Here is a 21,765-nt window from a genome sequence, read left to right on the forward strand (position 1 = left end):
AATTTGAAAACAACCGGGCAAGCGTGTTAAAACATTAAAATCTAGGTATTGTATTTGGATTTGTACCATACATTTAACAACAAACCACCTATTATTAAAGCGATTCCTAACAGATTCCATAACGTATATACCTCCTGAAAAAACATGACACCAATAGTGGCAGTAAAAACAACCTCTATGTATTTTAAAGGTGCGACAATATTAGTAGAAGCTATTTGAAAGGCTTTTGTCATGTAAATTTGTCCCAAATACCCAAATACGCCAAGTGCACCTAAAAAGAGCCATTCAGTGCCTTTTGGTGATATCCAATTATTTATAGAAAGTACACCTCCTAAAACCGTTGCAATAACCATAAAATAATTCACTATTACTGCCGGATGCTCTCGATTACCTATTTTACTTATAATAACATATACTAATCCACTAAGTACAGCGGCTATCAATACTAAAATTAATCCTTTGCCGCTAATGTGTGCATCCAATCCTTTTAAAACAATAACACCTATAAAGGATAAGGCAAAAAATAACCACTGCAACGGCTTAACGCGTTCTCGTAGTAAAAATACAGCCATTATTGCCGCAAAAATAGGCGCAGTATAACGCAAGGAAACTGCTGTTCCAATAGATAAATATTTTACCGACATAAAGAACAAAAGCATGGAAGACGCCCCCACAACCGACCTTAAAATTAATAACGTATTATGTTTTCCTATGATTGGGATTTTATTTTTCAATAAAAAACCAAATGTAAAAAACAGAGATCCAAATGATCTAAAAAACACAATTTGATAAGCATTTACATCCTTTAGATGCTTTACTGTAGCATTCATACAAGCAAATGCCATAGTGCTGAATAACATGTATTTTAAAGCGCTTTTAACGTCCAAACGGTCTAAGTTTTATTTTGCGTTTAGTAGTAATAAAATATACTCCTGTAAGTAAAATAACTGCAGCAATTATAGTTTGATTAGTTATGGCTTCATCTAAAATCAGCCAGCCTAAAAAAATAGCAATAATCGGATTTACATAAGCTGAAGTCGATACTTTTTCAGGCGATACCACTTTTAATAAATAATTAAAAGCTGTAAATGCTACAACGCTACCAAATACAGCTAAAAGTAACATAGAGCCGAGTACTGGATTACTCCAGTTATTCGGCGGCACCCAAGTCTCACCAAGTATCAAACTTGTAATGGCGAGCATAACTCCGGAGGCTATCATTTGATACGCAGTGCTTACAAAATAATTCTTAGGTAAATCGGCTTTTGAAACAAAAACACTAGCATAACTCCAGCTTAATACACAAGTTAATATCATAAACATTCCTAGCAAGGTGTCCTCCTGAGTAATTAACTCTTTCTGACTAATAAGAATGTACATCCCCAAAACACCAAGAGTCACCCCAATTAAAGCGTTGGTTTGCATTTTTTTACCATCTATAAGCTTCATAAGAAGTAAAATAAAAAGAGGTTGCGTGGATGCTTCTAATGCGCCAAAACCACTATCTACGTATTTCAATGCCCAAACAAAAACACCGTTTCCATAAACTAAAAATAAAAATCCGGAAATCACACAGTTTATAACTTGTCGCTTTGTAGCAGCTAAAGACAATTTCATAAACTTTGAAATGATAAAAATGATAATACCGGCCGTAGTAAATCGAAATGACGCCAGGTAAAACGGAGCTAATTCAGTTACCGCAATTTTATTTAAAAGGTAGGTAGAACCCCAAATAACATAAATGGCAAAAAATGCCAGAACAATTAATATAGTTTTACGCGGTATGCTCATAGGTTGTTTTATGAACTAAAAAAACAACTATTAAACATTAGCAACTAATGCTTGATTGTTTAATAGCTGTTCTTTGTATTTGTAATTAGGAGCAAAAAGCTAACCTATGGTAAAATTACATTTATTTTTCAGGCAATAATAATTTATTTGAAAGATTTTAGTCTTCCGGAGGATATCCGTGAATATCTTCGAATACCGAATCAAAATTTGTGCGTAAATAAGAATTTAATTTTTTTCGGTAATCATCTTTTAACCATTCAACAAAATTATAAGTGCTTTTGCTAATGCATTTTGTGTAACGCTGAATTCGGAAATCGATATCATCTCCTAACATTTTTGCTAAACCTAAAGCGTCGTAGACATCCTCGCTGTTTTCAACACATATTTTTGCGTGTTGTTCAATGGAGCGTTCTAAAACAACTTTTGACGATTCTCCATTTCTAATGGAATCCACATAGGTTTTTTGGATATCGAAATACACCTCCTTCGAATTACCGAACTCTTTACGTAATTCATCTGGCATTTCGTAACGGAAATTGCTTTCTAATTCTTCATCACTAATTATGCTATCGAGATAATAATTTGGAGATTTGAAAATGCGCTGCCAATCGAGATTATCACCCCATGGACCAAAACGATAAAAGTTATTTCCTAAGTCAATAACCGTAAACGTCTTTTTATCTTTATAAATACGAGATCCACGACCAATCATTTGATAATACAGAGTTAACGATTTTGTTGCGCGATTAAGAATGATGCTTTCAACCGAAGGTTCATCAAATCCTGTCGTTAAAATACTTACCGAAGTTAAAATGGCATCAGGTGTGTTTTTGAACCATTTTAATATTTGTGCCCGCTCTTTTTTCGTATTCGTATTATCTAAATGCGCAATTGGGTATCCTGCTCTTCTAAAAGTGTCGTAAACATGTAGCGAGGTGTTAATTCCGTTATTAAAAATTAACGTTTTCTTTCCTTTTGAACGCTCTTCATATGCCTGAATAAGTTTCGATAACATGTCGTCGGCGGTATATAAATCTTCGGATGATTTTACCGTGTAATCTCCATTGGCTCCAACAACTAACGACGTTAGTCCTACATTATAATTATACATATCGGCACGTGCCAAGAAACCATTTTCAATTAAAGATTCAATACTTTCCCCTACTATCAATTCATCATAATTATCAGTCATAGGTAATTCAATACTCGAACTCAAAGGTGTTGCTGTTACACCTAAAATAAATGACTGACTAAAAAATTTAAATAATTTAGTGAAAGAATTATAATGCGCTTCATCTATAATAACTAAACCAATGTCTGAAATGTCTAGTTTATTATCATTTAAACGGTTATTTAAAGTTTCTACCATCGCAACAAAACAGCTGTAATTTGCCTGATCACTTAAATCGGCCTTACTATCAACCACCTTGTTTTCTACAGCAAACTCTGTAAGCATTTTTGACGTTTGCTTACATAACTCTATACGATGCGTCATGATAAGTACTTTTTTATCATGATTTTTTAAATATTGTCTTACTATTTCAGAGAATATAACCGTTTTACCTCCACCAGTAGGGAGCTGATATAATAAATGATAATCATCACGAGATTCATCAAAAGCCTTAAAAATTTTATTAATGGCTCCCTTTTGATAACTATATAAATCTTTACCTGCTTTACGCTCTTCTTGTTCTAATTCTGCTTTCGATGTAATAGACATTTAACTAACTTTTAGGCCTGCAAAAATAACACCTTTAAAGGGTATATGACGAATATTTGCTTTAAAATTTTATTAAAAACGGTTTCATTTTGGTATTTCAAATGGATATAAATAAGTAATCTGAAAAATCTTAAGTTTAAAATTATTTTAATTACTTTGTAAAACACCAACTTACACCTACCCTAACAACTTTATTTTTTTTAAACCTCAAATCTATTAAATGACAAAAAAAGTTTTTGAAGGGTATTTGTTGCTATTTTTGATTACATCTTATAGTGGTTTTTCCCTGAAGGCACAAAACGTATCGGGATCATGGAAAGGTCAAATTTCTGTTCAAGGCAATGAAATCCCTATAATTTTTAATATTCAAAGCAAAATTAACGGATATCGTTCTACTATGGACAGCCCCTCACAAGGGTCTACAGGAATTCCAATGGATTTTACTAGTTTTGAAAACGACACGCTAACCGTTCTGTTTGCGTCAGCCGGCTTAAAATATGTTGGTTTATTAAAAAATAATTCTATTACTGGAATACTTTATCAAAACGGTTTGGAATTGCCATTATCTTTAAATAAAACTATGAGAAAACTCCCAGGAAACACGTCATTACCTTCTTCAAAAGAAGAATTAAACGCTTTAGGAAACTCCGATATAGGAAATTACAAATACGCTGTAAACGATTATTTCGCAAAACCCAAAGCAAGCGCCTTTAGTTTTTCACCAAATGGTAATTACTTGTCCTACAGAGAAAAAGACGATAAATTAAAGAACCATGTTTACGTAAAGAATTTAAAGACAAACGAAACTGTTAGGGTTATTGAAGAGAAGGAAGAGCTCATACGGGGATTTGGCTGGGCTAACAACAACCGTTTAATTTATATAATGGATAAGGGAGGTAATGAAGAATATCACCTGTTTGCGGTAGATTTAGATGGAAATAACCAAATAGAGTTAACACCTTTTGAAGGCGTAAAGGTTAATATTTTAAAACTACTTAAAGAGGATAAAGATCATATGGTTATATCGATGAATCAAAACAATCCTCAAGTTTTTGAACCTTATAAAATTAATATTGTTTCGGGAGAGATTAATCAACTTTATAAAAATGACGATGACTCTAACCCAATTAATAGTTATGAATTTGACAAAGATGGCGAACTAAAAGGATTTTTTAGATTGAGAGATGGAGTGAATGTCGATTTTTACTATAGAGAGAGTGAAGAGAACTATGAACTTAAAAAGAAATTAAACTGGAAAGACCATTTTAACATTGTTGCTTTTAATTACTCCTCTGATAACCCGCATGAAGCTTACGTGCTTTCAAACCTTGAAAGTGATAAAACCGAAATATTTCTTTACGATTTAAAAGCGGATAAAGTTCTTAAAACTTTGTATTCAAATCCAGACTTTGACGCATCCGGATTACGTTTATCAAGACATAGAAACTATGAGTTAGATTATTTCTCTTTTCAGGGCGACAAAAAAGTTATTATACCTGTAAGTTCATACTACAAAAAACTGCACAAAAAAATAACAACGGAATTCCCTGGGTATAATTATTCTATTGCCGATGTCACCGACGATGAGAGTAAGTATCTCGTTTTTATTCAAAGTGACAAATTATATGGTAAGTATTTTGAATATGATGCCACAAATAAAACATTCAAATTACTTTACGATTTAATGCCAAATTTGAAAGAGGAAGATATGGCTGAAATGCACCCCATAACTTACCAAAGTCGTGACGGATTAACGATTCACGGGTATATTACCTTGCCTAACACCTCTATTTCTGGACAAAAAGTACCTTTAATAGTAAATCCCCACGGAGGACCACAAGGTATAAGAGATTCTTGGGGATTTAATCCAGAAGCACAACTTTTCGCCAGTCGTGGATACGCCACTTTACAGGTTAACTTTAGGATTTCTGGTGGTTATGGCCGAGCATTTTTAGAGTCAGGGTTTAAACAAATCGGAAGAAAAGCCATGGACGATGTTGAAGATGGTGTACAGTACGTTGTAAATCAAGGTTGGATAGATAAAGATAGAGTCGCCATTTATGGTGGTAGTCATGGTGGCTATGCAGTGCTTCGTGGATTAACAAAAACTCCAGACCTATATGCTTGTGGAGTGGATTACGTAGGAGTTTCAAACTTATTTACGTTCATGAAAACTATTCCACCATATTGGAAACCATATTTAAAAATTATAAAAGAAATATGGTATGATGAAGATGTTTCTGAAGAAAAAGACATTATGAATGAGGTGTCTCCTGTTTTTCATATTAATAAAATTAAGAAACCTCTTTTTGTGGTTCAAGGAGCTAACGACCCTAGAGTAAACATTGATGAATCCGATCAAATAGTAGAGGCTTTACGTAAAAAAGGGTTTGATATTCCGTATATGGTAAAATACGATGAGGGGCATGGTTTCGCAAAGGAAGAAAACCGCATTGAACTTTATCAGGCCATGCTTGGTTTTTTCGCAAAACACCTAAAACCTAATTTTAATGAATCCTTAAAAAAATGACAATCTTATTCTAAACGCATTTTAGCCTTCTTATTTTTATAAGGAGGCTTTTTTTTTTATTATATTCTATCATAAATAAATTTAAAGTTTATTATTAGTGGCGATTTAATCTTACGTTAAAGTTGAAAAGAAAATTATACATTTACAGAAGTAAATTAAATTTTTAAAGCATGCAAATAAACGATAAATCTGAAAACAAGGCCTATTTCGCAAATGAACAACGTTATAGTAATATGACCTATAATCGAACAGGAAAAAGCGGGGTGTTGCTGCCTGCGCTATCTTTAGGCTTGTGGCATAATTTCGGATTTATTGATAATATTCAAAATGGTCGAGAAATTTTAAGAACAGCTTTTGACTTAGGCATAACACATTTCGATTTAGCGAATAACTACGGCCCCCCATATGGCTCGGCTGAAGAAAACTTCGGAACAATATTAAAAACGGATTTTAAATCGTATCGGGACGAATTATTTATAGCTACTAAAGCAGGTTACGATATGTGGCCAGGACCTTATGGCAATTTAGGTTCAAGAAAATATCTAATTGCTAGCTTAGACCAAAGTTTAAAACGTATGGCACTGGATTACGTTGATATTTTTTATCATCATCGTCCAGACCCGGAGACTCCCTTAGAAGAAACTATGGGCGCCTTAGCGGATATTGTGAGGCAAGGAAAAGCCTTATATGTTGGTATTTCAAACTATAAACCAAAAGAAACCGCGGAAGCCGCTAAAATTTTAAAAAACCTTAACGTACCATTTATACTACACCAAGCGCGTTATTCGATGTTTGATCGTTGGGTTGAAGATGGTTTACTTAACACTTTAAATGAGAACGGCGTAGGATGTATTGCATTCTCTCCACTCGCACAAGGTATCTTAACCGATAAATACATAAAAGGTATACCTGAAAATTCTAGAGCTTCTAAGTCCCTTACTTATTTAAACACAGAAACGGTAAACGAAAACTTAAATAAAATACAGGCTTTAAATGCTTTAGCAGAATCACGTGGACAAAAATTATCGCAAATGGCTATTGCATGGATTTTGCGTCAGCCACAAGTGGCATCTGTATTAATTGGCGCCAGTTCTGCGAATCAATTAAAAGAGAATGTAAAAGCTTTAGATTATTTGTCTTTTACTAATGAAGAATTACTCCAAATTGAGAATATAATAAAATAGTATGCCTCTTGCGTAAAACGGTTTTTGAAATACCAAAAATGGACTGTCCGTCGGAAGAAAACTTAATTCGAATGAAATTAGGTAATCTAACTAATGTTCAGCATCTTGAATTTAATATTCCCGAACGTTCATTAACTGTTTTTCATAAGGCTCCAATTGATAATATAGAGCACTCTATTTTAGAATTAAATTTAGGAGGTAAAATAATATCTTCTGCAGAAACAAATCAGGTTACTTTTAAAGAACAAACGCTTCAAAGAAAATTACTATGGAGTGTTCTTGCAATAAATTTTGGTTTTTTTATCATAGAAATGCTCACAGGAATTTTCTCAAAATCTATGGGTCTTGTAGCCGATAGTCTAGATATGCTTGCCGATACTTTTGTTTATGGCATGAGTTTATTTGCTGTTGGTGGTTCTATGACGTTTAAAAAACGTATCGCGAAACGCTCGGGTTATTTTCAAATTATATTAGCTGTTATTGGTTTTGTAGAGGTTATTAGACGTTTTTTTAACACTGAAATTTTACCCAATGAACAAACCATGATTATAGTTTCAGTTTTTGCCTTGTTAGCTAACGGTATTTGCCTTTTTCTGCTTCAAAAATCAAAAAGTAAAACGGAAGCGCATATGAAAGCTAGTCTTATTTTCACATCAAACGATGTAATTATTAATCTAGGCGTTATTATAGCTGGAACTTTGGTGTATTGGTTGAATTCCTCTTTACCCGATTTAATTATTGGAAGCATCGTTTTTGCTTTGGTTATTAATGGAGCATTTAGAATATTGAAACTTGGAAGTTAGAGAACAAATTTATAGCAAGGCATTTAATTTGTCTTTCATTTGCATACGTTTAAATGAATAGGTTTCCGAAGATTTGTTAAGGTAATCTAAAATAACCATCAATTTTTTCTTTAACATCAGGTTATCAATCCTATTATTTGCCCCATTTAATTTATCGTTCATAATGAGTTCAAAAATGAATTCACTTAACAGTTCAAGATGTGTCTCATGCATGCATGATATCTTCTGTTTTAATTCGAGGTCATTAAAATATATTATATCATTAACCGATAAATCAAATTCATCTTTGAGTGTTTTATCTATTTTATCTAATTCTTCAGAAGCATTGTTTGAGTTTAAACCTATCGTTTTTTCAATTAACCTAGATAGCAGTAGTGTAAGACGGTTAATTTCACGTTTTATTAGATCATTTTCAATACCCATAAGAATTTTGGTTTGAAATCGAATAAAAAAATAGATTATTCCTTAACGATTATAATGCTGGCTTTAACGCCCGTTGCTAAATTCCATCGGTTTCCAGAAATTAAGTTCTTTTGATCATCAACAACTCGAAACTCGGCAGTGTTAGGGCCTGAATCTCCTTGATTTAAAGCTACAAAGTCTATTTTATTTAATCCGGGTCTTAAATCTATTTTCACGCCTTGAAAACCACCATTTAGAAAAACCCTTGCTTTAACAACATCGTCATTTACCCGTACTTGTATCAAATCGCCATCAACTGCACCATGATCGCGGTAAACCACATTAACAAATTCAGCTTTGCTTCTAAAATCCCCAAAATACTGATCGGTTTTACTGCCATTTAATTGCTCAACCTCTTCCGGCGATAATTTTAAATCTGCAATATTTTTATCAAGTTGCTCTTTAAATAATTCGCCAGGATCACCCCACTCTTCTTCGTAAAGAGAAAATTTATTTTTTGGTTTATTAAAATTAGGTTTAGGTAATTCAGTAACAGTTAAATTTCCAAAATTTGTTTCTTCTTTTTCTTTCTCTGCGGGTATAATTTTCTTTGTATCCGTTTCCTTTGTGGTTTCTACTGCAGGAATTGCAACTGAAGATCTTTTATTATCTAGCTGGGCATGAACAGAAAACGATAGTGCAAATACAAATATGTAAAACGAAAATAACTTCATTGTTAAATAATATTGTTTGGGTCAACGAATTATTAAATTCAGTAATATATCAAATATATTTCATTATAATTTAACCCCTATATTTTTATCTATAATTTTACATTCATTTAACAAAAACCATTCCTTAGTAACTCTAAACTAAAAAAAAATTATAGTAATTATTAAGAATACTACAAACCCTTGATTAAAATGTACTTGTGGTATTGTTTTTGTGAGATAATTATTTCACAAACTTAAATTTTAATTTCTATGAGACTATCTAGACAACACCCCGAGGTAAATGCAGGTTCAATGGCAGATATTGCTTTTTTATTATTGATTTTCTTTTTAGTGACCGCAACAATTTCTTCTGATGAAGGATTTAATAGAAAACTTCCCGAGGATTGTCCTCCTGGAATTAATTGTGAAACCGTAATTCCGGAGCGAAATATATTGCGTATCACTATAAATAATAAAGATGAAATTATGGTTGAAAACGAAATAGTTTCTATAGAAGCATTAAAGGATTTAACTAAACTATTTGTTGATAACAACGGAGACAACACCTGTGAATACTGTAAAGGGACTCAGGCGAAAATGTTTTCAGATAATCCTACGAAGGCTGTGATTTCGCTACAAACTCATGCAAATACAACATATAATCGATTCATTGAAGTTCAAAACGAATTAACCGCTGCTTATTATGAATTAAGAAATGATTATTGTACTAATGTTTTAAATAAATCATCAAAAAATTTAACAGCAGAAGAAGTGATAAAAGTAAAGGAAGCTTATCCTTTTATAGTTTCAGAAGCTGAAACCAAACATCTTGCGTTGTAAAATTTAAAGGTTGCTTTTTACAAATAGCATCGTAATAAATTATAAGGAAAACTTGGTACGAGTAATCTACTCAAGAGGCACACCATAAGTTATAGTTATATGGCGTTTGCCCCAGTTTTTAGCAGCTTTTACATCTACACCCATGTAAATATCTATTTTGTTCTTCCATCGTGAAGCCATGCGGTCTTTTACATAAAAAACTCCTTGTAAACCGTTAATTTTTACCGGTGTGTTATATTTTAAACCTTTTTCATATAAATCCTGTGTAACAGCTACAACTTTGACACCTGGTTTTAAACTATCGCCAAAAGCCGTAATTTGAGGGTGTGCATTGGTTTGTGCTTTTATAGAATTATAAGCTGTTGCTGTAACTTTTATATTGTGCCATAGATATTTCTTTTGAACATCGTGAGACATTAGAACAAAGCTAAAGAACAGAGCAAAACAAAAAATGAAGGTTCTCAAAATAACAAATGCTTTTTCTAAATATACGAAAAAGCATTTGTTATGGATTAAAACAAAAGAGAGCCTTAGCTCTCTTTTTAATTATTTAATATCAATTTTTCTAGCAGAAGGTCTTTTAGACTCTTCTTTTTTAGGCAAATTAATTTTCAATATACCTTCTTTGTAGTCGGCTTTTATTTTTTCAATATCAACAGATTGTGGTATTGTAAAGGTTCTTTTGAAAGAAGAATAACCAAATTCTTTTCTGGTGTAATGTTTTTCTTCTTTGCTTACTTCAGATTTAGATTCTGCACCTACAGATAATACGTTATCGTCGATATTGATATCAAAATCCGATTTTTCAAGTCCAGGCACAGCCATTTCAATAGCAAACTTATCTTCTGAATCAACAATATTTACTTTTGGTAATGACATACCATTATTAAAATCTGGCATAAATTCGGTTCCTAATCTATTGCTAAAAATATCATCGAACCAAGAATTGATGTTAGGTAATAAATTAAAGTTAGAGTCTGAAATTTTATTACCATTTTTTCTTGTTGGAATTAAAACACTCATAACTAATTAATTTTTGATTAAACAATTTATTTTATATAATAACAGCAAATAAAATACCATTGTTTAATAACTGAAAATATTACAGTAAATCTGACAAAATTACATGTTAACTAATTATATATCAATACACAAGGCCTCTTGTCTGGGTTTGTTTTAATAGTTTAATAAATCGAACAGTTCCTTTTCAAATCTTTGTATTGGTAAATATTGTGCTTCTAAATTTTTATTAAATGGAATAGGTGTATCCAAACTCGCTACACGTTTAATAGGTGCATCTAAAAATTCGAAACAATGTTCGGTAATCAATGCAGAAATATCGCTGGCTATGCCTCCAAAAAGAGAATCTTCCTGTAAAATTATAACTCGGCCTGTTTTCTTTACTGAATTATAAATGCTCTCTGTATCTAACGGCTGAAGGGTGCGTAAATCAATTAAATCGGCATCTATCTGTTCGAATTTATTTAAAACTTCCAAAGCCCAATGTACTGCCGCTCCATAACTTACAATAGTGACAGCATGACCTGTTCGTATTACAGAGGCCTTACCAAATGGTAAAGTATAATACCCCATTGGGACGTCCTGTTTCATTGTTCTATATAAAGCCTTATGTTCGAAAAACAATACAGGATTAGGGTCGTTAATTGCTGTATTCAGTAATCCTTTTGCATCATAAGGAAATGCAGGATATACAACTTTAAGCCCAGGAGTTTTTGTAAACCAGGCTTCATTAGTTTGCGAGTGAAACGGTCCCGCTCCCACTCCTGCTCCACAAGGCATACGTAATACAACATCGGCATGTTGATTCCATCGGTAATAGCTTTTAGCTAAATAATTTACTACGGGGTTAAAACCTGAAGAAATAAAATCTGCAAATTGAAGTTCAACAACACTTTTAATTCCTGCTATAGATAATCCCATGGCAGCCTCGATTATTGAAGATTCACAAATGGGTGTATTACGAACGCGTTCCTTTCCAAAGGCTTCGACAAAACCATCTGTTATTTTAAAAACTCCACCGTATTCTGCAATATCCTGCCCCATAATCACAAGATCTTTATGCATATTCATACTTTCGCTTAAAGCATTGGAGATAGCATCAATGAATCTTATATTTTCACATTCTGTAATTGGTTTAACTTCATGATAAATTGTTGGTTGGTATACATCATTTAATTCTTTAGTTACATCTGGTACAATATCAGAATCATTAAATGTCATTTCTAAACTCTTGTTAATTTTTGTTGAAATATTGTTTTTAATCTCATTTTCAAGCATATCCGTTAAAACACCTGAACTTTTTAAGAAAGCTTCATAATTTGAAACAGGATCTTTTAATCCCCATGCTTTTAATGTATCTTCAGGCACATACTTTGTTCCACTAGCTTCTTCGTGCCCACGCATTCTAAATGTTTTAAATTCAATCAAAATAGGTCTTGGGTGTTTTCGAACACTTGAAGCTATATTTTTAATTTGTTTATAGACCTCTATAATATTGTTTCCATCAATAATATGGGCTTCCATGCCGTATCCTAATGCTCGATCAGCAAGATGTTCACAATTATATTGTTCTTTTGTTGGTGTAGATAATCCGTAACCGTTATTTTCAATACAAAAAAGTACTGGTAATTGCCATACTGACGCCACATTTAACGCTTCGTGAAAATCACCCTCACTAGTTCCGCCTTCACCTGTAAAAACTGCAGTGACTAAATTGCTTTTATTAAGCTTTGATGCCAAAGCAATACCATTAGCAACACCCAACTGTGGTCCCAAATGAGAAATCATACCAACTATTTTATACTCTTGCGACCCAAAATGAAATGAGCGATCCCTTCCTTTTGTAAATCCCGAGGACTTTCCTTGCCACTGCGAAAACAACCGATACAACGGTACGTTTCTAGAAGTAAAAACACCTAAATTTCTATGCATTGTTAAAATATACTCATCGGGCTGTAAAGCCATTGCAACACCCACAGAAATTGCTTCCTGGCCAATACCAGAAAACCATTTACTTATTTTACCTTGTCGCAATAAAACAAGCATTTTTTCTTCAATAAGTCGAGGTTCAACCAAAGCCTTATAAAGCTTTAACTGTTCGGTATCGTCTAAAAAATCGGTTTCAAACTCCATATTAAAATGTATGTTAAAGCAAGTGTTTAGTAGTTGGGTTAATATCAAATATAAGATAAAATACTAGTACGATAAACCAATTTGTATTATCTTAAACTTAACAATGTTTTTGTACATTTGTATAGACTCTAATCAAATAATATATCCTCATGAATGCCATACCTAGCGTAGATTTAAATGATTTCTTATCGGATGATCCAAAGAAAAAACAGGACTTTGTAAATGCTTTAGGTAAGGCTTATGAAGAGATTGGATTTGTTGCATTAAAAGGGCATTTTTTAAGTGATGATTTAGTACATAATCTTTATAAAGAGATTAAAAATTTCTTTGATTTACCTCTGGATACGAAACAAAAATATGAGATACCGGGAATTGGTGGACAACGGGGTTATGTCTCTTTTGGAAAAGAAAGTGCTAAAGGTAAAAAAGAGGGTGATTTAAAAGAGTTTTGGCATTTTGGGCAATATGTTGAAGATGATGAAGCGTTAAAATCTGAATATCCCGATAATGTAATTGTCGAAGAATTACCAGAATTTAATAAAGTTGGTAAAACCACGTATAAAATGCTTGAAAAAACAGCAAAATATGTTTTACGAGCTTTGGCACTTCATCTAGATTTAAATGAAACCTATTTCGATAATTTTATCCATAACGGAAATTCAATTTTACGTCCAATACATTACCCACCTATTACCTCAGAACCAAAAGAAGCTGTGCGAGCAGCTGCGCATGGCGATATTAATTTAATAACACTATTAATGGGAGCTCAAGGACGTGGGCTGCAAGTGCAAAATCATAAAGGCGAGTGGATTGACGCTATTGCAGCGCCCGATGAATTAATGATTAATGTTGGTGATATGCTTTCAAGACATACAAATAATAAACTAAAGTCAACCATACATCGAGTGGTAAACCCACCAAAAGAGCTTTGGGGTACGTCCCGCTATTCAATTCCCTTTTTTATGCACCCTATTAGTAGTATGAAATTGGATGTTTTAGAAAATTGCGTCGACGAAGATCACCCGAAAGCTTTTGATGATATTACCGCCGGAGCCTTTTTAAATGAACGCTTAATAGAACTAGGACTAATAAAAAAATAAAATAAATGGATTTACAGGACCAGTTAAAGCATCTGTTCCCTGATCATGTTTCAGATGATAACGTTGAAGAAAAAAGCGAAGATCAAGAAATATGGATGCAAGACGACCCTTTAATTTGCAAATACGAAAAACGCAAAGGAAAACCTATAACTATTATTGAAGGTTACACAGGAGCAACCAGCGATTTTAAAATTTTAGCTAAAGACATAAAAACAGCATTAAGCGTTGGGGGAAGTTTTAAAGACGATAAAATAATTATCCAAGGCGATTACCGCGATAAAATAATGGAAATGCTTAAAGAAAAAGGATTCCGCGTTAAACGTGTTGGAGGCTAATTAATGAGCTTACTTCCATTACATATTACCAACGGCAATAATTTAACAAACCGGCTAAACGAATTGAATATTGAAGGAGAAAAACTTACCTGGCAAGAAATGCTTTGTGAGGGGCCTACAGTAGAAATCGTTTATTCCGAAGAATTTTATCATTTAAGAAAGCAATTTTTTAGTGCAGCCTATAGTACTGAATTAGATGTAGCCAAAGTAAAATCTGCTATACAAATATTAGACCAGCATAATAGTTTTTCTGAAATAATACTTTGGTTTGAATATGATTTGTTTTGCCATATCAATATGATCGCGGTCATTAGTTTAATTCGACAAAAAAAAATTGAGTTACCAATTTATCTGGTTTGCAGTGGTCGTGTAAGAGGAAGTAAAAACTTAAAAGGATTAAATGAATTAACAACAGGAGAACTTTTGAAACATTATAATGACCGCATATTACTAAATTCTGAAGATTTAGAATTAGCCCATACAATCTGGTGCATTTATTGTGGAAAGGATCACAATTTACTGAAACCTTATATTATTAAATCATCTTCATTTAAATATTTAAGCAACTGTTTAAAAGCGCATTTAGAGCGCTTTCCTTACTCCAAAGACGGATTAAATAATATTGAAAGAAATATTCTTAAAATTGTTCGTGATGTTAATATTACTTCTACTAATCATTTATTAGGTTATGCGTTACACTTTCAAGGTTTTTATGGTTATAGTGATTTACAGCTTTTAAGAATTATTGAGAATTTAAAGTTGTTTTTTAGAAACACAAAAGAGGGATTAAAACTTAATAGAAAAGGCTTTGAAGTGTTATTGGGTACACACCGCTATATCGAAGAATTTAAAAGCGATATGGTATTTGGAGGCGTAAGAAAATCCGATTTTCTTTTCAACAGTAAGGCGAATAAGTTGGTTAATAAAGTGTAAAATGAAAATTAAAGCATCCGAACTTATCCTCAACCCAGATGGAAGTGTTTATCACTTAAACTTAAAACCGGAACACGTGGCTGAAACCATCATTTTTGTTGGTGATCAGGATCGCGTAAATAAGGTTTCGAAGCACTTCGATACTATTGAATTTAAAACTCAAAAAAGAGAATTTAAAACCCATACAGGCACTTTTCGAGGTAAACGCATTTCAGTAATTTCAACTGGTATAGGTCCAGATAATATAGATATTGTACTAAACGAACTTGATGCTCTGTTTAATATTGATTTAATAAACAGAAAACCTAAAAAGGACTTAACCTCATTAAATATTATTCGAATTGGTACATCCGGGGCTCTTCAAAAAAATATTCCTGTTGATAGTTTTGTTATGAGCTATGGTGGTTTGGATACTAGTGGTATGCTTCACGCCTATCAAACTAACGATATTTCACATAGCGACTATGAAGATGCTTTCATTAAGCATACTAAATGGAATACAAATAGAGCTCGTCCGTTGCTTATAAAATGTAGTAAAATTTTAGAATTGCAATTTAATGATTCCTTTTTACATACAGGCATTACTCTAACCGCAGGCGGCTTTTACGGCCCTCAAGGTCGTGTTTTAAGACTTTCCTTGCAGGACGATGGATTGAATAATAGAATTGATAGTTTCGATTATAAAGGTATAAAAATAACAAACCTTGAAATGGAAACCTCGGCTATTTATGGCTTATCAAAGTTGCTTGGTCATGAAGCGGTTTCCCTAAACGCCATAATAGCCAACAGAGCAACAGGAGATTTTAGTAAAAACCCTTCTAAAACTATAGAAAAACTTATAACTTATACATTAAATAAAATTACGGCTTAAAAGAAAATATTTATGAAAAATGTAAAGATTGGTGGTGTTCCTGAACATTTCAATTTGGCCTGGTATTTAACCTTAAAAAATGGCGAATATAAAAATAATGGCATAAATCTAAGATGGCAGGATTTTCCAGATGGAACAGGTGCTATGTGTAAGGCGCTTAGAAATAAAGACATTGATATAGCCATAATACTTACAGAAGGCATTATTAAAGACATAATAGACGGTAATCCAAGTAAAATAGTTCAAACTTTTGTGCAAACTCCTTTAAACTGGGGGGTTCATGTAGCAAGTCATTCTTCTTTTCAAAATGTAGATGATCTGAAAGGGAAAAAAGCTGCTATTAGCCGATATGGGTCGGGTTCTCATTTGATGGCCTACATAAATGCAGAAAATAACAATTGGGACTTAAATAAAGACTTAAATTTTGAAGTTATAAAAGATTTAGAGGGTGCAATTAGCGGATTAACGAACGGCACAGCCGATTATTTTCTTTGGGAAAAATTCACCACGAAACCTATTGTAGATAAAGGGATTTTTAGAAATATAGGTAACTGCCCCTCCCCTTGGCCATGTTTTGTAATAGCTGTAAGAGAGGAGTTTATAGATAACAACTTAGATGAGTTAAAAACAATTTTAAATATTATCAATAGAACAACCTCCGAATTTAAAGACATTCCAAACATCGATAAAACAATAGCTAACCGATATGAGCAAAATTTAGAAGATGTTCGTGAATGGCTGAGTATTACTGAATGGTCTCAAGATTTAATTGATGAACAAACTATTTTATATGCTCAAAACGAATTATATAATTTAAATATCATACCCGAAATTGTAGATTACGAGAAACTTACTTTTAAGGTTTATTAAAATTTAATCAATCGTTTTATACTGACATCTTTATGGTCAACAGTAGATAGTTTTAATAAATAAATCCCTTGATTAAGCTGCTCCAGGTTTGATATGTGAATTTTATCATTTTTGGTCTTAGCAATTTTATTTATAATCACACTTCCCTTCATATCGTATAAGGTAATGTGCAACTTTTTTTCTTGAATTAAGTTAGGTATTTCTATAGTTATTTTTGTATTAAACGGGTTCGGTTTTATAACTACATTTTCAAAACTAAATATTTCGCTGTTTAAAATATCATCACAACCATCAGGTATACCATCTGAATCTGAATCAATACTATCATCAAACCCGGGACACGTGTCGAAACAATTTGCTACACCATCTAAATCATCATCAAATCCTTCATCAATTACTCCATTTGAGTTGTTATCAATACCGTCGCAAATTTCTTCAGCATCAGGATTAATATCACCATTGTTATCATCTAAATCTAAATTATTCGTAACTGTATTTTGCGGTTGTAATGCAACGCAAACAAGTATCGGTGTTGCATAATAATCACCATAACCGTCACCATCCTTATCTGGATAGTAACTTATTTTTTGTAACCCTTCATCGATTTGCCCATCGCAGTCATTATCTAACCCATCACATATTTCAATTGCTCCAGGATAGATATTAGCATTGTTATCGTTACAATCATTTTTAATTAAAACAAAACCTTCAGGCTGTATATTAGAAAGCCTTTTAACAGATTCTATTCCAAAGCCATCATGGTCTTTATCTTCATACCAGGTTTTTAAATCGTAGCCATCACAATCCTCATCAATACCATTATCAACAATTTCATTTGCACCGGGATTTATACTTGGTTTTGTGTCATCACAATCCCCTTCATTTTCTGAATAACCATCACCATCATCATCAATATTTAAAGCACTATCTGGTGTATTCGGATTACAGTCGTCATCTTTTAAATTCCCTATTATTTCGTTTACATCAGGATTAATGTTTGCATCATTATCATTACAGTCTAAATTATTGGTAACAGTATTGGCTGGCTGTAATGCTGAACATACTATAGTTGGTGTTGCACTGGCATCACCATAACTATCCTGATCGGTGTCTGGATAATATGCTATTAGCTGTAAACCTTCGTCTATACTACCGTCGCAATCGTTATCTATACCGTCGCAAATTTCGGGTACTCCTGGGTTTATTGCTGAATTGTTATCGTTGCAATCTAAATTATTGGTAACCGTATTTGCTGGTTGTAATGCCGAACATACCATCGTTGGACTTGAATTGATATCGCCATAACCATCCTGATCAGCATCGGGATAATAACTTAGCACTTGTAATCCTTCATCGGTACTACCATCGCAATCGTTATCTAAACCATCACAAACCTCTGAGGCGTCTGGGTTTATAGCGGCATTTGCATCATCGCAATCCAGACTATTGGATACATAGCCTTCAGGTTGATTATTACTTTGTGTGCTTACATTGGCATTACCAAAAGTATCGTTATCGGCATCTGCATACCAGGTTTTTAAATCCGCTCCATCGCAATCCTCGTCAATACCATTATCGGGAACTTCAGTGGCATTCGGATTTATATTATTGTTAGTATCATCGCAATCTAAATTATTAGTTACGGTATTTTCGGGCTGTAATGCGGAACAAACCATGGTTGCACTAGCATTAGTATCGCCATAACCATCTTGATCAGCATCAATGTAATAACTTACTAGAGTTAGTCCTTCATCGGTACTACCATCACAATTGTTATCTATACCGTCGCAAATCTCTGTAGCGTCTGGGTTTATAGCGGCATTGCTATCATCGCAATCTAAACTATTTGATACATATCCTTCAGGTTGATCATTACTTTGCGTGCTTATCGCTACATCACCGTAAGTATCGTTATCAGCATCGGCATACCAGGTTTTTAAATCACCGCCATCACAATCTTCATCAATATCATTATCTGGGATTTCTGTAGTATCAGGGTTGATATTACTATTCGTATCGTCGCAATCTAAACTATTGGAGACATAACCGATAGGTTGATTGTTGGCTAATTGAGTTTCTGAGGCATTTCCGTAGGTGTCGTTATCGGCATCCCTGTACCAGGTTTTTAAATCGTCGCCATCGCAATCTTCATCTATGCCATTATCCACAATTTCAGAAGCCATAGGGTTGATAGCATCGTTGGAATCATCGCAATCGTCGTTATTAGTTACCGTATTTTCGGGCTGTAATGCGGAACAAACCATAGTTGCACTGGCATTAGTATCGCCATAACCATCCTGATCGGCATCGGGATAATAGCTTATGAGTTCAAGGTTTTCGTCAGTGGATCCATCGCAATCATTATCGAAACCATCGCAAACTTCAGGAGCACCAGGATATATATTAGCGTTAGTATCGTCACAATCGCCCCCTACTGACACGTAATTATCTGGTTTTGCATTTGCCTGAAGGCTTTGAGAAGAATTTCCAAAATTATCATTATCGGAATCCTGATACCAAGTTTTTAGGTCAAAGCCATCACAGTTTTCATCGATACCATTATCGGGGATTTCAGTTTCTCCTGGGTTAATATTACTTTTTGTATCATCACAATCTCCTTCATTTTCTGTGTAACCATCGCCATCATCATCTATATTCAGTTCGCTATCGGGAGTGTTAGGGTTGCAATCATCATCTTTTAAATTACCAATAATTTCTGTTTTACTTGGATTTACATCAAAATCTGAATCATCACAGTCCGAATTGTCGGTTACGTAGTTATCAGGTTTTAAAGCAGAACAAACAATAATGGGTGTTGCATTCGCATCGCCATACCCATCGCTGTCGGCATCTATATAATAATCGATTAGTTGTAAACCTTCGTCTACTTCACCGTCACAATTATTGTCAATCCCATCGCAAATTTCAGTAACATCAGGATTAATGTTTGCATCATTATCATTACAGTCTAAATTATTGGTAACAGTATTGGCTGGCTGTAATGCTGAACATACTATAGTTGGTGTTGCACTGGCATCACCATAACTATCCTGATCGGTGTCTGGATAATATGCTATTAGCTGTAAACCTTCGTCTATACTACCGTCGCAATCGTTATCTATACCGTCGCAAATTTCGGGTACTCCTGGGTTTATTGCTGAATTGTTATCGTTGCAATCTAAATTATTGGTAACCGTATTTGCTGGTTGTAATGCCGAACATACCATCGTTGGACTTGAATTGATATCGCCATAACCATCCTGATCAGCATCGGGATAATAACTTAGCACTTGTAATCCTTCATCGGTACTACCATCGCAATCGTTATCTAAACCATCACAAACCTCTGAGGCGTCTGGGTTTATAGCGGCATTTGCATCATCGCAATCCAGACTATTGGATACATAGCCTTCAGGTTGATTATTACTTTGTGTGCTTACATTGGCATTACCAAAAGTATCGTTATCGGCATCTGCATACCAGGTTTTTAAATCCGCTCCATCGCAATCCTCGTCAATACCATTATCGGGAACTTCAGTGGCATTCGGATTTATATTATTGTTAGTATCATCGCAATCTAAATTATTAGTTACGGTATTTTCGGGCTGTAATGCGGAACAAACCATGGTTGCACTAGCATTAGTATCGCCATAACCATCTTGATCAGCATCAATGTAATAACTTACTAGAGTTAGTCCTTCATCGGTACTACCATCACAATTGTTATCTATACCGTCGCAAATCTCTGTAGCGTCTGGGTTTATAGCGGCATTGCTATCATCGCAATCTAAACTATTTGATACATATCCTTCAGGTTGATCATTACTTTGCGTGCTTATCGCTACATCACCGTAAGTATCGTTATCAGCATCGGCATACCAGGTTTTTAAATCACCGCCATCACAATCTTCATCAATATCATTATCTGGGATTTCTGTAGTATCAGGGTTGATATTACTATTCGTATCGTCGCAATCTAAACTATTGGAGACATAACCGATAGGTTGATTGTTGGCTAATTGAGTTTCTGAGGCATTTCCGTAGGTGTCGTTATCGGCATCCCTGTACCAGGTTTTTAAATCGTCGCCATCGCAATCTTCATCTATGCCATTATCCACAATTTCAGAAGCCATAGGGTTGATAGCATCGTTGGAATCATCGCAATCGTCGTTATTAGTTACCGTATTTTCGGGCTGTAATGCGGAACAAACCATAGTTGCACTGGCATTAGTATCGCCATAACCATCCTGATCGGCATCGGGATAATAGCTTATGAGTTCAAGGTTTTCGTCAGTGGATCCATCGCAATCATTATCGAAACCATCGCAAACTTCAGGAGCACCAGGATATATATTAGCGTTAGTATCGTCACAATCGCCCCCTACTGACACGTAATTATCTGGTTTTGCATTTGCCTGAAGGCTTTGAGAAGAATTTCCAAAATTATCATTATCGGAATCCTGATACCAAGTTTTTAGGTCAAAGCCATCACAGTTTTCATCGATACCATTATCGGGGAT

At 33.9% G+C, this 21,765-nt stretch carries 18 protein-coding genes; 9 read left to right on the top strand and 9 right to left on the bottom strand.

Features of this window, described 5'->3' with window-relative positions; translation table 11 throughout:
• Positions 1-41: 41 nt before the first annotated feature.
• The 3 genes from ICJ83_RS07585 to ICJ83_RS07595 form a co-directional block, all read right to left on the bottom strand.
• Positions 42-887, bottom strand: coding sequence for a DMT family transporter (locus ICJ83_RS07585; RefSeq protein WP_188229772.1), 846 nt, complete (start codon positions 885-887; stop codon positions 42-44).
• Positions 877-1,791, bottom strand: a complete 915-nt coding sequence (locus tag ICJ83_RS07590) for an EamA family transporter (RefSeq protein WP_188229773.1) — start codon at positions 1,789-1,791, stop codon at positions 877-879. Before ICJ83_RS07590 ends, ICJ83_RS07585 begins: the two co-directional genes overlap by 11 nt.
• Positions 1,792-1,948: 157 nt before the next feature.
• A complete protein-coding gene (locus tag ICJ83_RS07595) occupies positions 1,949-3,511 on the bottom strand; it encodes a DEAD/DEAH box helicase (protein ID WP_188229774.1) in 1,563 nt (520 codons plus the stop codon).
• A 220-nt stretch (positions 3,512-3,731) separates the two neighbouring features.
• On the opposite strand from ICJ83_RS07595, the gene ICJ83_RS07600 reads away from it, so the two are divergent.
• The 3 genes from ICJ83_RS07600 to ICJ83_RS07610 all read left to right on the top strand — a co-directional run bounded on the left by ICJ83_RS07600 (position 3,732) and on the right by ICJ83_RS07610 (position 8,028).
• Positions 3,732-6,041 carry a S9 family peptidase gene (locus ICJ83_RS07600; RefSeq protein ID WP_188229775.1) on the top strand — a complete coding sequence of 770 codons (2,310 nt, stop codon included), beginning with the start codon at positions 3,732-3,734 and terminating at the stop codon, positions 6,039-6,041.
• 170 nt (positions 6,042-6,211) lie between these two features.
• Positions 6,212-7,225 (top strand): L-glyceraldehyde 3-phosphate reductase, encoded by a 1,014-nt coding sequence (mgrA, locus tag ICJ83_RS07605; protein ID WP_188229776.1) that lies wholly within the window; start codon positions 6,212-6,214, stop codon positions 7,223-7,225.
• A gap of 8 nt (positions 7,226-7,233) precedes the next feature.
• Positions 7,234-8,028: a cation transporter gene (locus tag ICJ83_RS07610; RefSeq protein WP_188229777.1), complete on the top strand. Its 795-nt coding sequence runs from the start codon at positions 7,234-7,236 to the stop codon at positions 8,026-8,028.
• A gap of 9 nt (positions 8,029-8,037) precedes the next feature.
• On the opposite strand, the gene ICJ83_RS07615 is transcribed toward ICJ83_RS07610, so the two are convergent.
• Both ICJ83_RS07615 and ICJ83_RS07620 read right to left on the bottom strand, forming a co-directional pair.
• Entirely contained in the window at positions 8,038-8,451 is a 414-nt protein-coding gene (locus ICJ83_RS07615; protein ID WP_188229778.1) for a hypothetical protein, read from the bottom strand.
• A gap of 35 nt (positions 8,452-8,486) precedes the next feature.
• The gene (locus ICJ83_RS07620) at positions 8,487-9,164 is read right to left on the bottom strand and encodes a hypothetical protein (protein ID WP_188229779.1); all 678 of its coding nucleotides are present in this window, start codon (positions 9,162-9,164) and stop codon (positions 8,487-8,489) included.
• 249 nt (positions 9,165-9,413) lie between these two features.
• Here ICJ83_RS07620 and ICJ83_RS07625 point away from each other — a divergent pair, with 249 nt between their 5' ends.
• The gene (locus ICJ83_RS07625; protein WP_188229780.1) at positions 9,414-9,983 is read left to right on the top strand and encodes an ExbD/TolR family protein; all 570 of its coding nucleotides are present in this window, start codon (positions 9,414-9,416) and stop codon (positions 9,981-9,983) included.
• A 66-nt stretch (positions 9,984-10,049) separates the two neighbouring features.
• Here ICJ83_RS07625 and ICJ83_RS07630 read toward each other — a convergent pair whose 3' ends face one another.
• The 3 genes from ICJ83_RS07630 to ICJ83_RS07640 all read right to left on the bottom strand — a co-directional run bounded on the left by ICJ83_RS07630 (position 10,050) and on the right by ICJ83_RS07640 (position 13,136).
• Complete coding sequence (locus ICJ83_RS07630; RefSeq protein WP_188229781.1) at positions 10,050-10,400, bottom strand: 3D domain-containing protein; 351 nt, start codon at positions 10,398-10,400, stop codon at positions 10,050-10,052.
• 129 nt (positions 10,401-10,529) lie between these two features.
• Positions 10,530-11,006 (bottom strand): Hsp20/alpha crystallin family protein, encoded by a 477-nt coding sequence (locus ICJ83_RS07635; protein WP_188229782.1) that lies wholly within the window; start codon positions 11,004-11,006, stop codon positions 10,530-10,532.
• Positions 11,007-11,159: 153 nt separating this feature from the next.
• On the bottom strand, positions 11,160-13,136 hold the full coding sequence (locus ICJ83_RS07640) for an alpha-ketoacid dehydrogenase subunit alpha/beta (protein ID WP_188229783.1): 1,977 nt from the start codon (positions 13,134-13,136) through the stop codon (positions 11,160-11,162).
• A 149-nt stretch (positions 13,137-13,285) separates the two neighbouring features.
• On the opposite strand from ICJ83_RS07640, the gene ICJ83_RS07645 reads away from it, so the two are divergent.
• The 5 genes from ICJ83_RS07645 to ICJ83_RS07665 are packed head-to-tail and all read left to right on the top strand — an operon-like array spanning position 13,286 to position 17,245.
• A complete protein-coding gene (locus ICJ83_RS07645; RefSeq protein WP_188229784.1) occupies positions 13,286-14,236 on the top strand; it encodes an isopenicillin N synthase family dioxygenase in 951 nt (316 codons plus the stop codon).
• Positions 14,237-14,241: 5 nt separating this feature from the next.
• A complete protein-coding gene (locus ICJ83_RS07650) occupies positions 14,242-14,571 on the top strand; it encodes a translation initiation factor (RefSeq protein WP_188229785.1) in 330 nt (109 codons plus the stop codon).
• 3 nt (positions 14,572-14,574) lie between these two features.
• Complete coding sequence (locus ICJ83_RS07655) at positions 14,575-15,504, top strand: DUF1835 domain-containing protein (protein WP_188229786.1); 930 nt, start codon at positions 14,575-14,577, stop codon at positions 15,502-15,504.
• Position 15,505: 1 nt separating this feature from the next.
• Positions 15,506-16,375 (top strand): nucleoside phosphorylase, encoded by an 870-nt coding sequence (locus tag ICJ83_RS07660; RefSeq protein ID WP_188229787.1) that lies wholly within the window; start codon positions 15,506-15,508, stop codon positions 16,373-16,375.
• A 12-nt stretch (positions 16,376-16,387) separates the two neighbouring features.
• Positions 16,388-17,245 carry a substrate-binding domain-containing protein gene (locus tag ICJ83_RS07665; protein WP_188229788.1) on the top strand — a complete coding sequence of 286 codons (858 nt, stop codon included), beginning with the start codon at positions 16,388-16,390 and terminating at the stop codon, positions 17,243-17,245.
• Here ICJ83_RS07665 and ICJ83_RS07670 read toward each other — a convergent pair.
• Positions 17,242-21,765: MopE-related protein (locus ICJ83_RS07670; RefSeq protein ID WP_188229789.1), on the bottom strand; the 4,524-nt coding region annotated here is incomplete at its 5' end. The two genes, ICJ83_RS07665 and ICJ83_RS07670, sit on opposite strands and share 4 nt — an antisense overlap.

It is taken from the genome of Aestuariibaculum sediminum (assembly GCF_014596945.1).
Classification (GTDB): Bacteria; Bacteroidota; Bacteroidia; order Flavobacteriales; family Flavobacteriaceae; genus Aestuariibaculum; species Aestuariibaculum sediminum.